Here is a 13,923-nt window from a genome sequence, read left to right on the forward strand (position 1 = left end):
AATGCTGAGATTACTCGAAGATAAAATTGCGACGCCGCTCGGGCCGCTGTGGGTGATCGCGGACGAGCAGTTCTGCCTGCGCGCCGTTGAGTGGGAAGAGCACAGCGACCGCATGGAGGAACTGCTTGATATTCATTACCGCGCACAAGGTTATGAACGCATCAGCGCCACCAACCCGGGCGGGCTGAGCGACAAGCTGGCGGCGTATTTTGAAGGCGATCTCAGCATCATTGACACTCTGCCAACCGCCACGGCAGGTACCCCTTTTCAGCGCGAAGTGTGGCAGGCGCTGCGGTCGATTCCGTGCGGGCAGGTCATGCATTACGGCCAGCTCGCGGAGCAGCTAGGCCGCGCAGGCGCCGCACGCGCGGTGGGTGCCGCCAATGGCTCTAATCCGGTCAGCATTGTGGTGCCCTGCCATCGGGTCATTGGCCGTAACGGCACCATGACCGGCTATGCCGGCGGCGTGCAGCGCAAGGAGTGGTTACTGCGTCACGAAGGGTATCTCTTGCTGTAGATCCCAGGCTTTTTGTGCTTAATTTTCTACCGGTTAGGCTAAAAATCCATAATCAAGCTGTGGAATTTCAAGAAGATGGCAACACGTTGCCGTCTCTTGTCCTTATTGAGGGTTTGTCAGGCTTACGTACTTACCAAAAAGATGTTAAAATTGACCAATATCAATTAAGGCTTGAGCAAACCTATGATCCCGGAAAAGCGAATTATACGACGCATTCAGTCTGGCGGTTGTGCTATCCATTGCCAGGATTGCAGCATCAGCCAGCTCTGTATCCCGTTTACCCTGAATGAGCATGAACTCGATCAGCTTGATAACATCATCGAGCGCAAAAAGCCGATTCAGAAAGGGCAGACGCTGTTTAAAGCGGGAGACGAACTGAAATCGCTCTATGCTATCCGCTCTGGCACCATCAAGAGCTACACCATCACCGAACAGGGTGACGAGCAGATCACCGGCTTCCACCTGGCAGGAGATCTGGTGGGCTTTGATGCCATCGGTACTGGTCACCACCCGAGCTTTGCTCAGGCACTCGAAACCTCAATGGTTTGCGAAATTCCGTTTGAAACCCTGGACGATCTGTCCGGTAAGATGCCTAACCTGCGTCAGCAGATGATGCGTCTGATGAGCGGTGAGATCAAAGGCGATCAGGACATGATTCTGCTGCTTTCTAAAAAGAATGCAGAAGAGCGCCTGGCCGCGTTTATCTACAACCTCTCCCGCCGCTTCGCCGAGCGCGGTTTTTCGCCGCGTGAGTTCCGTCTGACCATGACCCGTGGCGATATCGGTAACTACCTGGGCCTGACCGTTGAGACCATCAGCCGTCTGCTGGGTCGTTTCCAGAAGAGCGGAATGCTGGCCGTTAAGGGTAAATACATCACTATCGAAAACGGCGAAGCGCTGGCCGTTCTTGCCGGACACGCCCGCAACGTGGCGTAACTCTCCGCATGTTGATAACCAGACTGATAAATTCACGTGATTTATTGGTCTGGTATCATCGCTTCCGCTTTAAGACATTTTCACCGTAGCACGTCCCCACACAGCGCCTGAAAGGTTGTCGTTGAGGTTATGAATTGAGAGAAAGTTTGTTTTTCGTTTCAGTCGTGATCGCCTCAGTGACCTTTATCTTCATCTGGATCATGCTTATTGGTCCGATGAAGGGGGAGGAAAAAACCTACGTTCAGGATTCCACGACCTTTGCGATAGCGGTGATGGTGCTGCTGTTCATTGCGTTTATCGCGGTGACATCCACCGTGCTTTTCCTCTGATAAATTTTCATGAATTATTGATCTGGCAAAAGCTCCCCTCTGTTTCATTCAGGATATATAGGTTACTCTTTTAATTACAGACTGTGGTGACAGTAGTAAGGAGACCTGTATGGCCAAGTATCAAAACATGCTGGTAGCTATCGATCCGAATCAGGACGATCAGCCGGCATTACGACGTGCTGTGTATTTACATCAACGGATTGGTGGCAAAATCAAAGCGTTTTTGCCGATCTATGACTTCTCGTATGAGATGACCACCCTTCTGTCGCCTGACGAGCGCACCGCTATGCGTCAGGGCGTCATCAGCCAGCGTACCGCGTGGATCCGTGAACAGGCGAAGTATTACCTGGAAGCGGGAGTGCCTATTGATATTAAAGTGGTCTGGCATAACCGACCTTTTGAGGCCATTATCCAGGAAGTGGTTGCCGGTGGGCACGACCTGCTGCTGAAGATGGCGCACCAGCACGACAAGCTGGAGTCCGTCATCTTCACTCCGACCGACTGGCATTTGTTGCGTAAATGCCCTTGCCCGGTCTGGATGGTGAAAGACCAGCCGTGGCCTGAAGGCGGGAAAGCCGTTGTGGCGGTGAATCTCGCGAGCGAAGAGGATTATCACAATTCGCTCAACGAGAAGCTGGTGAAGGAGACCATCCAGCTTGCCGATCAGGTTAACCATACCGAAGTGCATCTGGTGGGCGCCTATCCGGTTACCCCGATCAATATCGCCATTGAGCTGCCGGAATTTGACCCTAGCGTCTATAACGACGCGATCCGCGGTCAGCACCTGCTGGCGATGAAAGCGCTGCGCCAGAAGTTCAGCATTGACGAGAACATGACGCACGTGGAAAAAGGGCTGCCTGAAGAGGTGATCCCGGATTTAGCCGAACATCTGCAGGCCGGGATTGTGGTGCTGGGCACCATTGGCCGGACCGGTATCTCTGCTGCCTTCCTCGGCAATACCGCCGAACAGGTGATCGACCATCTGCGCTGCGACCTGCTGGTCATCAAGCCGGATGAGTATCAGACGCCGATTGAGCTGGACGACCCGGAAGACGATTGACGTAAACATCAAAGCCCGCCGCTCCGGCGGGCTTTTCTCATCAGCTCTCCATTACCGGCTTCGGCTGTTCACCTGACTCATCCTGCATCCACGGCGCGTGCAATACCATGCTGGGCAGCGCCAGCTTAATCTCCTGGGCGTTCAGCCCTTCAAGAATACGGATATTGATCTCCTGCTGGATGTCCATGTATTTATTGTAATCCGCGGTATTAACAATATGGACGACTTCAAACGTCAGGCGGTCGCGGTCGAATCCCAGAAAATGGGCACGATCGAATTTTGTCTCGCCGACATCGGTAATGATCTGCCTGACCATATCCCCCACGTAGCGCAACTTATCGGGCGGCGTGTCGCTGGCAACGCCAAAGGTAAAGACGATGCGACGCGTCTGCATGCGTTTGTAGTTGTGAAGCGTCTGCTGAAGCAAAATGGCGTTACCGCAGACGATCTGCTCCCCGCTCAGGCTGCGGATGCGGGTCGTTTTCAGGCCAATGTGCTCTACCGTCCCCGCCACGTCGTTGAACACCACAAAATCGCCAATTTCAAACGGCTTATCAAAGCCGATAGAGAGCGAGGCAAACACGTCGCTGAGGATCGTTTGTACGGCGAGGGCGATGGCAATACCCCCTACCCCAAGGCTGGCAACCAGAGCAGTGATGTTGACGCCCGCATTAGCAAGGATAGACAGCAGCATCACTGACCAGACGATGGCACGGAGAATAAGCCCCGTGATCACCAGCGTGACCGGGTTTTTATGGCTTCCGGGCGCCAGCATGACGTGACGAAGCCACGACACCACCCCCTGATCCATCCACAGCGCCACCTGGATGGCGAAAACCAGAAACCAGGCGTGGCTCACGGTGCCAAAGAGATGATCCGGTAAGTCAACGAAACGCAGGCTGAAGAGCAGCGCCACCACAAACAGCAGGAAGCGGCTGGTGCGGTTAAGCATATCGGTCAGGATAAAACGCATTCGGTTGGTGGTCGGGTGCTTGTCGCCCCAGGTGGTGATGCCTTTCTTAACGAATGCGATCAGGCGCGTTAGCAGCCAGTACACCAGCAGCGTCACAAAGACAACCGTGGCGGCGCCTATCCAGAATGTCGGCGTCATCATCAGCGCGATGATGTCGAAGCGGGACAGAAATTGCATTACACCTCCTCGTATTACACAAAGGGTAAAGTATAGACAGAGGAGAAACGCTGGCCGCAGAAATAGGAAAACCGCCCCGAAAGGCGGTTTGTCAGGAGAAAGCGAATTACAGCGCTTTCAGAATCGCATCCACGCTGGCTTTGGCGTCGCCAAACAGCATATGGGTATTCTCTTTGAAGAACAGCGGGTTCTGCACGCCAGCATAGCCGGTGTTCATCGAGCGTTTGAAGACAATGACATTCTGCGCCTTCCACACTTCCAGAACCGGCATCCCGGCGATTGGGCTGCGCGGATCGTCCTGTGCCGCCGGGTTAACGGTGTCGTTAGCACCAATAACCAGCACGGTGTCGGTGTCGGCGAAATCATCGTTGATCTCGTCCATCTCCAGCACGATGTCGTATGGCACCTTCGCTTCCGCCAGCAGTACGTTCATGTGGCCCGGCAGACGTCCCGCCACCGGGTGAATACCAAAGCGAACTTTGATACCGCGCGCGCGCAGCTTCTCGGTGATTTCCGCCACCGGATATTGCGCCTGCGCCACCGCCATACCGTAGCCTGGGGTGATGATCACAGAATGCGAGTTTTTCAGCATTTCCGCGGTGTCTTCCGCGCTGATCTCACGGTGTTCACCCACTTCTTCGTCAGAGCCGGTAGAAGAACCGTCAGAACCGAAGCCACCGGCGATAACGCTGATGAATGAACGGTTCATCGCCTTACACATGATGTAAGACAGGATGGCACCGGAAGAACCGACCAGCGCACCGGTGACGATCAGCAGGTCGTTGCTCAGCATAAAGCCCGCAGCCGCCGCAGCCCAACCGGAGTAGGAGTTCAGCATCGAGACAACCACCGGCATATCCGCACCGCCGATGGACGCCACCAGGTGCCAGCCAAACGCCAGCGCGATGATGGTCATCACCAACAACGCCAGTACCTGCAGGCCCACGCTTTCGGTACGCACGAAGACCACCAGGAGCACAAACGACACCACCAGCGCCGCCAGGTTCAGCTTGTGACGGTTAGGCAGCATCAGCGGTTTAGAAGAGATCTTACCGCGCAGCTTGCCGAAAGCGACGATAGAACCGGTGAAGGTTACTGCACCGATGAAGATACCGAGGAACACTTCGGTCAGATGAATGTTGACCAGAATCGGCTCCATGCCCGGTTCGTGATACAGGTAGCTGTTGAAGCCCACCAGCACCGCCGCCAGGCCCACGAAGCTGTGCAGAATCGCCACCAGCTCCGGCATCTCGGTCATTTCAACACGCTTCGCCAGGCGAATACCAATCGCGCCGCCGATGATCATCGCCACCAGGATCCACGCCACGTTGCCGGTATCCGGCCCGAAGATGGTGGCAATCAGCGCAATCGCCATCCCGGCGATACCAAAGTTATTTCCCTGCTGAGACGTTTCGTGTTTGGAAAGCCCCGCCAGACTGAAAATAAACAGGATTGCAGCAACAATGTATGCGGCTGTCACTAATCCTCCAGACATATGCTACCCCTTAGCCTTTACGAAACATTTTCAGCATGCGCTGAGTCACGGTGAAACCACCGAAAATATTGATACTGGCGATCAGCACCGCGATAAAGCTCAGGAAGCTGATCCAGCCGCCGTGTCCAATCTGCAGCAACGCCCCTACCACAATGATCCCGGAGATAGCGTTGGTCACCGACATCAGCGGCGTATGCAGCGCATGGGAGACGTTCCACACCACGTAGTAACCCACAACGCACGAGAGTGCGAAGACGGTAAAGTGGCCGAGGAACTCTTTCGGCGCGACGTCAGCCAGCCAGCCGAACAGAATAATGACCAGCGCCATGATGGCGTATTTGCGCCACGGAGAAGCCGGTTTTGCCGGTTCTTTTGGCTCGGGTGCCGCTTTTGGCGCAGCCTGGGGCTGGGCTGAAACCTGAATAGGCGGCGCAGGCCAGGTAATTTCACCTTCGCGAACGACGGTGACGCCGCGCACCACCACATCGTCAAAATCGACGGTGATGTTGCCGTCTTTCTCTTTGCAGAGCAGCTTCAGCAGGTTAACGAGGTTCGTGCCGTACAGCTGAGACGACTGGGTTGGCAGGCGGCCAGGCAGGTCGGTATAGCCGATCACCTTCACGCCGTTAGCGGTCGTGGTCACCTGATTGGCAACGGTATACTCGCAGTTACCGCCGTTTTGCGCCGCCAGGTCGACAATCACGCTGCCCGGCTTCATGGAGTCGACCATCTCGCGGGTGATCAGCTTCGGCGCCGGTTTACCCGGAATAAGCGCGGTGGTAACAATAATGTCGACGTCTTTCGCCTGCGCGGCGAAGAGTTCCATTTCGGCTTTGATAAAGGCTTCGGACATCACCTTCGCGTAACCATCACCGCTGCCCGCTTCTTCCTTAAAGTCCAGCTCAAGGAATTCGGCCCCCATGCTCTGAACCTGTTCCTTCACTTCGGGACGGGTGTCGAACGCGCGCACGATAGCGCCCAGGCTGTTTGCCGCACCGATTGCGGCAAGACCCGCCACGCCCGCGCCAATCACCATCACTTTCGCCGGTGGGACTTTCCCCGCCGCGGTGATCTGGCCGGTAAAGAAGCGTCCAAATTCGTGGGCTGCTTCAACAATGGCGCGGTAGCCGGCAATGTTTGCCATGGAGCTCAGCGCATCCAGCGACTGCGCGCGCGAAATACGCGGCACGGAGTCCATCGCCATCACGGTCACGCCACGGGCCGCCAGCTTCTCCATCAGTTCAGGATTTTGTGCAGGCCAGACGAAGCTCACCAGCGTGGTGCCTGGATTCAGCAGCGCAATCTCACTCTCTTCCGGCGCGTTGACCTTCAGAATCACGGGCGACTGCCAGACTTCAGCACCGTCCACCACTTCCGCGCCAGCCTGAATAAAGGCTTCGTCATCGAAACTCGCCAGCTTGCCTGCGCCGCTTTCAACCGCGACGGTAAAACCCAGCTTAAGCAGTTGCTCCACCGTTTTCGGTGTTGCCGCTACGCGGGTTTCATTGGCTAACCGTTCTTTTGGTACCCCAATACGCATAGTTTTCCCTTCCATCGGTTTTTGATGATGGTTTGTCGATAAATGCCCGCGGTTTCTATCAATTTTCGCCAGCATGATAGCGACGAGAAATGAGTAACCCCGCAAAATAAAACAGTAACAAACTGTCTATAACCTACTGAAAATAGCGCTTGTGATCTACCGCCAGAAAACACTATTTCTTACTTTATCTGTGAAAAATAAGCGATCGGCGTCACTGACAGTGATATTTACCTTAAATTCATCGCCAGAACCGATAAATCGCGCAAGCGAAGCGGTAAAAACATGATATAGCGCCATAAGAGAACAAGTTATTAACATTAAATTAACTTGTGAAAGTCGTATGCTTTATCAGTTTTGCTTGTCAAACGCCTGTTTTTTCAACATATCACTAAATGTTATCGAATTCGGTAATTGAGTGAGCACAGGCAGTGAAAAATGGCGCAGACAGCGACGGGTTTTAAATGCCATAATCGGGGCCGTCTCAAATAAACAACAATACCAGTACATGGTTTGCGCAAGGCGAAGGATTATTTTTATGAAGCTTAAGAACACACTCCTGGCGTCCGCACTTCTCTGTGCGACCGCCCTGTCTGCGAATGCCGCAACAGAGTTAACGCCAGAGCAAGCGGCAGCGTTAAAACCTTTTGACCATACGGTCATTGTGGGTCGTTATAATTCTATTGGCGATGCCGTCGCCGCCGCATCAAAAGCCGCGGATAAAAACGGGGCGGCCTCGTTTTACGTAGTTGACCAGTCCGATTACGGCAACAGCGGTAACCAGCGCGTGACCATTGCGCTGTATAAAGGTAATGCACCAAAGGCTGACGCGCCGAAAAATCGCGTGATCAACGGTATCGTTGAGCTGCCGAAAGACCAGGCCATTGAGCTGGAACCTTACGACACCGTTACCGTTCAGGGCTTCTATCGCAGCCAGCCAGAAGTGAACGATGCCATCACCAAAGCCGCGAAAGAGAAAGGTGCCTACTCTTTCTATATCGTGCGTCAGGTGGATGCTAACCAGGGCGGCAACCAGCGCATTACCGCATTCATCTACAAAGAAGATGCGAAAAAACGCGTTCTGCAGAGCCCGGATGCCATCCCTGCGGATTCTGAAGCGGGTCGCGCGGCGATAGCCAAAGGCGGCGAAGAAGCGAAGAAAGTTGAAATTCCGGGCGTAGCGACCTCTGCGGCGCCAAGCGCTGAAGTGGGCCGTTTCTTTGAAACGCAGTCCACGAAAGGTGGCCGTTACTCCGTGACGCTGCCGGACGGCACCAAAATTGAAGAGCTGAACAAAGCCACTGCCGCGCAGATGGTGCCGTTCGACAGCATCAAGTTTACCGGCAACTACGGCAATATGACGGAAGTCTCTTATCAGGTCGCGAAGCGTGCGGCGAAGAAAGGGGCGAAGTATTACCACATCACCCGCCAGTGGCAGGAACGTGGTAACAACGTGACCATCAGCGCCGATCTGTACAAGTAACAAAACCGTTGATGAAAGGCGGCGCAATGCCGCCTTTTTTGTTACTTTTTTTGAAATTCTGCCACACATCATTGCATGCTTTCGTTACACTCCGTAAAATCCCGCGCCTTAGTGTGATCCACCATTTTTATGCGCCTTAGCGAAATAATTATTCTGGATTGGGACTTTTAATAACAGGAAGCCAATGGAAAAGAAACTTGGCCTGAGTGCTTTAACTGCACTTGTATTGAGCTCAATGCTGGGCGCGGGCGTATTCAGTTTACCGCAGAACATGGCGGCCGTCGCAAGCCCTGCCGCCCTGCTTATTGGCTGGGGCATTACCGGTGTCGGGATATTGCTGCTGGCGTTTGCCATGCTGTTGCTGACGCGCATTCGCCCGGATCTGGACGGCGGCATTTTCACCTATGCACGTGAAGGTTTCGGCGAGCTGATCGGCTTCTGTTCCGCCTGGGGCTACTGGCTGTGCGCGGTCATCGCCAACGTCTCTTATCTGGTGATTGTCTTCTCGGCGCTCAGTTTCTTTACCGATTCCCCTGAGCTGCGCCTGTTTGGCGACGGCAATACCTGGCAGTCTATCGTCGGCGCCTCGGTGCTGCTGTGGATTGTTCACTGGCTGATTTTGCGCGGTGTCCAGACCGCCGCCAGCATCAACCTGGTGGCGACGCTGGCGAAGCTGGTGCCGCTTGGCCTGTTTATCGTGCTGGCCTTCATTGCGTTCCGTCTCGACGTGTTTTCGCTTGATTTCAGCGGCATTGCGCTGGGCGTTCCGGTCTGGGAGCAGGTGAAAAACACGATGCTGATTACCCTGTGGGTATTTATCGGCGTTGAGGGTGCCGTCGTGGTTTCTGCCCGCGCGCGTAATAAGCGCGATGTGGGCCGCGCCACGCTACTGGCCGTCCTGGCGGCGCTGGGCGTGTATCTGCTGGTGACCCTGCTTTCGCTGGGCGTGGTGGCGCGTCCTGAACTGGCCGAAATGCGTAACCCGTCCATGGCAGGCCTGATGGTGAAAATGCTCGGCCCGTGGGGCGACGTGGTGATTGCCGCAGGGCTGATCGTCTCCGTCTGCGGCGCTTATCTGAGCTGGACCATCATGGCGGCTGAAGTGCCGTTCCTGGCCGCGACGCATAAAGCGTTTCCCCGCCTGTTTGCTCGTCAAAACCAAAATAATGCGCCATCAGCCTCACTCTGGCTGACCAACATCAGCGTTCAGGTCTGTCTGGTGCTGATCTGGCTCACAGGTTCAGACTATAACACCCTGCTGACCATCGCCTCGGAGATGATTCTGGTACCCTATTTCTTAGTGGGTGCGTATTTGTTAAAAATCGCCACGCGTCCGGCGCACTATGTTGTGGGCGTAGGGGCCTGTATTTACGGCCTGTGGTTGTTGTATGCTTCCGGGCCGATGCATCTGCTGCTGTCGGTTGTGCTGTATGCGCCGGGTCTGCTGGTGTTTATCTATGCCCGCCGCACGCATCAGCTGGAGAACGCGCTGAAACGCCGTGAAATGGCCTTAATCGGGCTGTTACTGGTTGCTGCCGTACCGGCAACCTGGATGTTAATGGGATAGCACTGTCTTTCCCATTGTTGAACTGTAAAGGAGAATACGATGGGAAATGCACCGCTTCGCCCAATACTGATCACCGGTGGAGGCCGCCGTATCGGCCTCGCCCTCGCCCATCACTTTCTCAACCTTCGCCATCCGGTCATTGTCAGCTACCGTACGGAATACCCGTCGATTGAGGGGCTGCGCAAAGCCGGAGCGGTCTGTATTCAGGCTGATTTTTCCACCGACGAAGGCATTCTGGCCTTTGCCGAACAGGTTAAATCCTCCGCGACGGGGTTGCGCGCCGTGATCCATAACGCCAGCGCATGGTGTGCCGAGAAGCCCGGCACGTCCCTCAGCGATACGCTCTCCGCCATGCTGCAGATCCACGTTAACGCCCCTTATCTGCTTAACCACGCGCTGCAGGATCTGCTGCGCGGCCACGGGCATGCGGCGGGCGACATTATTCACTTTACCGATTATGTGGTGGAGCGCGGCAGCGACAAGCATATCGCCTACGCGGCCAGCAAAGCCGCGCTGGATAACATGACGCGCTCCTTTGCCCGCAAGCTCGCGCCCGAGGTAAAGGTGAACGCCATCGCCCCGGCGATGATTTTGTTTAACGAACACGATGATGCGGAATACCGCCAGCAGGCGCTGAATAAGTCGCTGATGAAAATTGCCCCAGGCGAGAAAGAGGTGATCGACCTTGTAGATTATCTGCTCACCAGCTGCTACGTCACCGGCAGAACCTTTGCCGTGGACGGCGGTCGCCCGCTGCGCTAGTGAAAGCGGCTCCAGAAGAATATTAACACCCAGGCGCTGAGCCCCCAGCAGACCACTGCCCCGCCCAGCGCCAGGGGAAGCCGCAGAAAACCGGTGAAATACCACAGGGAAAGCAGGTAGAGAAAATACGGGATGATCGACCACATGCCAAACACGATGGTCGTACGTAACGCCTCCGTGCCCCGTTCAGAAGCCACAATATAGTGGGCAATCAGCGCAAAGGTCGGGAACAGCGGGATCAGCCCGGCAATATAGTAGTTTTTGGTTTTTGCCAGAATGCCAATCAGTAATACCACCAGCGCCCCCAGCGCGGCTTTGATCACCAGCCCCATATTTTTCCCTATAACAATCAAATAACAAGAAACATCAGAATAACGGAAGCGGCGTTAATTTTGAAAGATTAATGGAAGGTTAAGGTTCCGCGGTGTATTTTGGCTTTTTTCACGAAAACAGACGCTGTATGAATAAGATTGTATATGTTGAAGACGAACCCGAAGTCGGGCAATTGATCGCCGCCTATCTGGGTAAACATGATATGGAAGTCATTGTCGAGCCTCGCGGCGATCGTGCCGAAGAGGTGGTCGTCCGTGAAAACCCGGATTTAGTGCTGCTGGACATTATGCTGCCAGGCAAAGACGGCATGACGCTCTGCCGGGACCTGCGCGCCCGCTGGGACGGTCCTATCGTTCTGCTTACCTCACTGGACAGCGATATGAACCATATTCTGTCGCTGGAGATGGGCGCCAATGATTACATTCTGAAAACCACACCGCCTGCCGTCCTGCTGGCCCGCCTGCGCCTGCATTTGCGCCAGCACGCCAGCATCGAACGCGAAGCGCCCGCGCCGTCCCTGACGCCGCACAAAGCGTTGCGCTTCGGTACGCTGTCTATTGACCCGGTTAACCGCCAGGTCCTGCTTTCCGGCGAGCTTATCGCCCTTTCTACCGCAGACTTTGACCTGCTGTGGGAGCTGGCCACGCATGCCGGGCAAATCATGGACCGCGACGCGCTGCTGAAAAACCTCCGTGGCGTGAGCTATGACGGTATGGATCGCAGCGTTGATGTGGCGATTTCGCGATTACGCAAAAAACTGCAGGATAACGCCACCGAGCCCTACCGCATTAAAACCGTGCGTAACAAGGGTTATCTGTTTGCCCCACACGCCTGGGAAACCTGATAAAAGATAACATGCGCGAAATGAAGGCATCAGGCGTCTAAGCCCTTTCTTTCGCGCGTTAATTTTCACGTTTGCGCAACAGTTAACTTGATAAGCGCGCGAACTAATCCATAATTATTATTCACACGTTCTCTCCTTTAAGTCGCGCCGGGCCGGCTATAAGCCCACACCTTTTCAGCACATTCTCTCCCATGAAATCTTGAAATGAGGATTTAAGCCTATGAGATATGTATAGCTACTCTGAAGTAGAAGCCATTAAAACCAATCTTGAATGGATAGTTAATCAGGCAGCAGCTAGCCATGCCTTACCCTCACGTGCCGATCAAAAAGCGCTCATTGACCTCCTTGAACTCATCCAGTTTTACGAAATACTCCTGGATTTGATTAACGAATTTGGGACTGCCGTGATCGATCCGCACATTGCGGAAGGTCTGGCCATAACGGAAACACTCATCGGCAGGGTAAAAAACAGCGCGAATGCCATGTAACACGCTTCACAGACATGAAAATATCGATGGGATTTCATGTATATTCTGCACAAAGCGTTTCTTCGGTGAGATCCAATGAAAAAGCTGTTTGTGCAGTTTTATCTTTTACTGTTTGTCTGCTTCCTGGTGATGACCATGCTGGTCGGTCTGGTTTATAAATTCACCGCCGAACGTGCGGGCCGGCAGTCGCTGGACGATCTGATGAAAAGCTCGCTCTATTTGATGCGCAGCGAGCTAAGAGAGATCCCGCCACACGACTGGGCGAAAACCCTGAAAGAGCTGGATCTCAATCTGTCATTCGATTTACGCATTGAGCCGTTAAAAGATTTTGAGCTGGATCCGCCCGCCATGCAGCGTCTGCGCGACGGTGACATCGTCGCGCTGGATGAGAAATACACGTTTATCCAGCGCATTCCGCGCAGCCATTATGTGCTGGCCGTCGGGCCGGTGCCCTATCTCTATTATCTGCACCAGATGCGCCTGCTGGACATGGCGCTGATGGCCTTTATCGCCATTTCGCTCGCATTTCCGGTCTTTATCTGGATGCGGCCCCACTGGCAGGACATGCTGAAGCTGGAATCCGCCGCGCAGCGTTTTGGCGAGGGGCATTTTACTGAACGCATTCACTTCGACAGCGGTTCCAGCTTTGAGCGTCTGGGCGTGGCCTTTAACCAGATGGCCGATAACATCAACGCCCTGATCGCCAGTAAGAAGCAGCTGATCGACGGAATTGCGCACGAGCTGCGCACGCCGCTGGTTCGCCTGCGCTACCGTCTGGAGATGAGCGAGAATCTGACCGAGGCAGAGAATCAGGCGCTTAACCGCGACATTGGCCAGCTTGAAGCGCTGATTGAGGAGCTGCTGACCTACGCGCGTCTCGACCGCCCGCAAAACGAGCTGAACCTCACCACGCCGGATCTGCCCGCCTGGCTGCAAACCCACATTGATGACGTTCAGAGCGTAAACCCGCAGCGCACGCTGTTGACGCGCGTCACGCCGGGTGACTACGGCGCGCTCGATATGCGCCTGATGGAGCGCGTGCTGGACAACCTGATGAACAACGCCATGCGCTACAGCGAAAGTACGCTCCAGATTGGCCTGGATTTGCAGGGCAACCGGGCCAGCCTGACGGTGGAGGACGACGGACCGGGAATTGCCCCGGAAGCGCGAGAGACCGTGTTTGAACCGTTTGTCCGCCTCGATCCCAGCCGCGATCGCGCCACCGGCGGATGCGGCCTGGGGTTGGCGATTGTCTACTCTATCGCGCAGGCGATGGGCGGCACGGTGCATTGCGAGGAGAGCGAGCTCGGCGGCGCGCGCTTCTGCTTTAGCTGGCCGGTGTACCATAACATCGCCCTTCCCGCTCCTGCCTGACCTCAACAGCACGCTGGCCTGACCCGGCGTGCTGTGCTATATGATAAG

General features: G+C 54.9%; 14 protein-coding genes. 10 read left to right on the top strand and 4 right to left on the bottom strand.

What is annotated here, in order from left to right; genetic code table 11:
• Position 1 precedes the first annotated feature (1 nt).
• The 4 genes from ogt to uspE all read left to right on the top strand — a co-directional run bounded on the left by ogt (position 2) and on the right by uspE (position 2,842).
• The gene (gene ogt / locus IM299_RS02465; protein WP_028012946.1) at positions 2-517 is read left to right on the top strand and encodes a methylated-DNA--[protein]-cysteine S-methyltransferase; all 516 of its coding nucleotides are present in this window, start codon (positions 2-4) and stop codon (positions 515-517) included.
• A 183-nt stretch (positions 518-700) separates the two neighbouring features.
• Positions 701-1,453, top strand: a complete 753-nt coding sequence (fnr, locus tag IM299_RS02470) for a fumarate/nitrate reduction transcriptional regulator Fnr (protein WP_006174991.1) — start codon at positions 701-703, stop codon at positions 1,451-1,453.
• A 146-nt stretch (positions 1,454-1,599) separates the two neighbouring features.
• Positions 1,600-1,782 carry a hypothetical protein gene (locus IM299_RS02475; protein ID WP_227013011.1) on the top strand — a complete coding sequence of 61 codons (183 nt, stop codon included), beginning with the start codon at positions 1,600-1,602 and terminating at the stop codon, positions 1,780-1,782.
• 109 nt (positions 1,783-1,891) lie between these two features.
• Positions 1,892-2,842 carry a universal stress protein UspE gene (gene uspE / locus IM299_RS02480; protein WP_028012944.1) on the top strand — a complete coding sequence of 317 codons (951 nt, stop codon included), beginning with the start codon at positions 1,892-1,894 and terminating at the stop codon, positions 2,840-2,842.
• Between the two features lie 40 nt (positions 2,843-2,882).
• Here uspE and IM299_RS02485 read toward each other — a convergent pair whose 3' ends face one another.
• The 3 genes from IM299_RS02485 to pntA all read right to left on the bottom strand — a co-directional run bounded on the left by IM299_RS02485 (position 2,883) and on the right by pntA (position 7,027).
• Complete coding sequence (locus tag IM299_RS02485; protein WP_045261475.1) at positions 2,883-3,992, bottom strand: mechanosensitive ion channel family protein; 1,110 nt, start codon at positions 3,990-3,992, stop codon at positions 2,883-2,885.
• Between the two features lie 106 nt (positions 3,993-4,098).
• The gene (gene pntB / locus IM299_RS02490) at positions 4,099-5,487 is read right to left on the bottom strand and encodes a Re/Si-specific NAD(P)(+) transhydrogenase subunit beta (protein ID WP_013096868.1); all 1,389 of its coding nucleotides are present in this window, start codon (positions 5,485-5,487) and stop codon (positions 4,099-4,101) included.
• 10 nt (positions 5,488-5,497) lie between these two features.
• Complete coding sequence (pntA, locus tag IM299_RS02495) at positions 5,498-7,027, bottom strand: Re/Si-specific NAD(P)(+) transhydrogenase subunit alpha (protein ID WP_028012942.1); 1,530 nt, start codon at positions 7,025-7,027, stop codon at positions 5,498-5,500.
• 535 nt (positions 7,028-7,562) lie between these two features.
• On the opposite strand from pntA, the gene ydgH reads away from it, so the two are divergent.
• The 3 genes from ydgH (at position 7,563) to folM (ending at position 10,836) form a co-directional block, all read left to right on the top strand.
• Positions 7,563-8,507: a DUF1471 family protein YdgH gene (ydgH, locus tag IM299_RS02500; RefSeq protein ID WP_193356989.1), complete on the top strand. Its 945-nt coding sequence runs from the start codon at positions 7,563-7,565 to the stop codon at positions 8,505-8,507.
• Between the two features lie 184 nt (positions 8,508-8,691).
• A complete protein-coding gene (locus tag IM299_RS02505) occupies positions 8,692-10,074 on the top strand; it encodes an amino acid permease (protein WP_193356990.1) in 1,383 nt (460 codons plus the stop codon).
• 39 nt (positions 10,075-10,113) lie between these two features.
• Complete coding sequence (gene folM / locus IM299_RS02510) at positions 10,114-10,836, top strand: dihydromonapterin reductase (protein ID WP_048956306.1); 723 nt, start codon at positions 10,114-10,116, stop codon at positions 10,834-10,836.
• On the opposite strand, the gene IM299_RS02515 is transcribed toward folM, so the two are convergent.
• Entirely contained in the window at positions 10,833-11,168 is a 336-nt protein-coding gene (locus tag IM299_RS02515) for a GlpM family protein (protein WP_014883596.1), read from the bottom strand. The genes folM and IM299_RS02515 overlap by 4 nt on opposite strands.
• Positions 11,169-11,296: 128 nt before the next feature.
• Here IM299_RS02515 and rstA point away from each other — a divergent pair, with 128 nt between their 5' ends.
• The 3 genes from rstA (at position 11,297) to rstB (ending at position 13,875) form a co-directional block, all read left to right on the top strand.
• The gene (gene rstA / locus IM299_RS02520; protein ID WP_193356992.1) at positions 11,297-12,013 is read left to right on the top strand and encodes a two-component system response regulator RstA; all 717 of its coding nucleotides are present in this window, start codon (positions 11,297-11,299) and stop codon (positions 12,011-12,013) included.
• A gap of 227 nt (positions 12,014-12,240) precedes the next feature.
• Positions 12,241-12,501 carry a hypothetical protein gene (locus tag IM299_RS02525; RefSeq protein WP_041910295.1) on the top strand — a complete coding sequence of 87 codons (261 nt, stop codon included), beginning with the start codon at positions 12,241-12,243 and terminating at the stop codon, positions 12,499-12,501.
• A gap of 75 nt (positions 12,502-12,576) precedes the next feature.
• A complete protein-coding gene (rstB, locus tag IM299_RS02530) occupies positions 12,577-13,875 on the top strand; it encodes a two-component system sensor histidine kinase RstB (RefSeq protein WP_163332409.1) in 1,299 nt (432 codons plus the stop codon).
• The last annotated feature ends 48 nt before the right edge of the window (positions 13,876-13,923 follow it).

The sequence above is a fragment of the Enterobacter cloacae complex sp. P47BA genome, from assembly GCF_014930485.1.
Lineage (GTDB): Bacteria > Pseudomonadota > Gammaproteobacteria > Enterobacterales > Enterobacteriaceae > Enterobacter > Enterobacter bugandensis.

Coding starts and splice junctions, on each gene's coding strand:
- rstB (WP_163332409.1), top strand. CDS start 12,577: ATGAAAAAGCTGTTTGTGCAGTTTTATCTTTTACTGTTTGTCTGCTTC.
- fnr (WP_006174991.1), top strand. CDS start 701: ATGATCCCGGAAAAGCGAATTATACGACGCATTCAGTCTGGCGGTTGT.
- pntB (WP_013096868.1), bottom strand. CDS start 5,487: ATGTCTGGAGGATTAGTGACAGCCGCATACATTGTTGCTGCAATCCTG.
- IM299_RS02505 (WP_193356990.1), top strand. CDS start 8,692: ATGGAAAAGAAACTTGGCCTGAGTGCTTTAACTGCACTTGTATTGAGC.
- IM299_RS02515 (WP_014883596.1), bottom strand. CDS start 11,168: ATGGGGCTGGTGATCAAAGCCGCGCTGGGGGCGCTGGTGGTATTACTG.
- folM (WP_048956306.1), top strand. CDS start 10,114: ATGGGAAATGCACCGCTTCGCCCAATACTGATCACCGGTGGAGGCCGC.
- pntA (WP_028012942.1), bottom strand. CDS start 7,027: ATGCGTATTGGGGTACCAAAAGAACGGTTAGCCAATGAAACCCGCGTA.
- ogt (WP_028012946.1), top strand. CDS start 2: ATGCTGAGATTACTCGAAGATAAAATTGCGACGCCGCTCGGGCCGCTG.
- rstA (WP_193356992.1), top strand. CDS start 11,297: ATGAATAAGATTGTATATGTTGAAGACGAACCCGAAGTCGGGCAATTG.
- IM299_RS02525 (WP_041910295.1), top strand. CDS start 12,241: ATGTATAGCTACTCTGAAGTAGAAGCCATTAAAACCAATCTTGAATGG.
- IM299_RS02485 (WP_045261475.1), bottom strand. CDS start 3,992: ATGCAATTTCTGTCCCGCTTCGACATCATCGCGCTGATGATGACGCCG.
- ydgH (WP_193356989.1), top strand. CDS start 7,563: ATGAAGCTTAAGAACACACTCCTGGCGTCCGCACTTCTCTGTGCGACC.
- uspE (WP_028012944.1), top strand. CDS start 1,892: ATGGCCAAGTATCAAAACATGCTGGTAGCTATCGATCCGAATCAGGAC.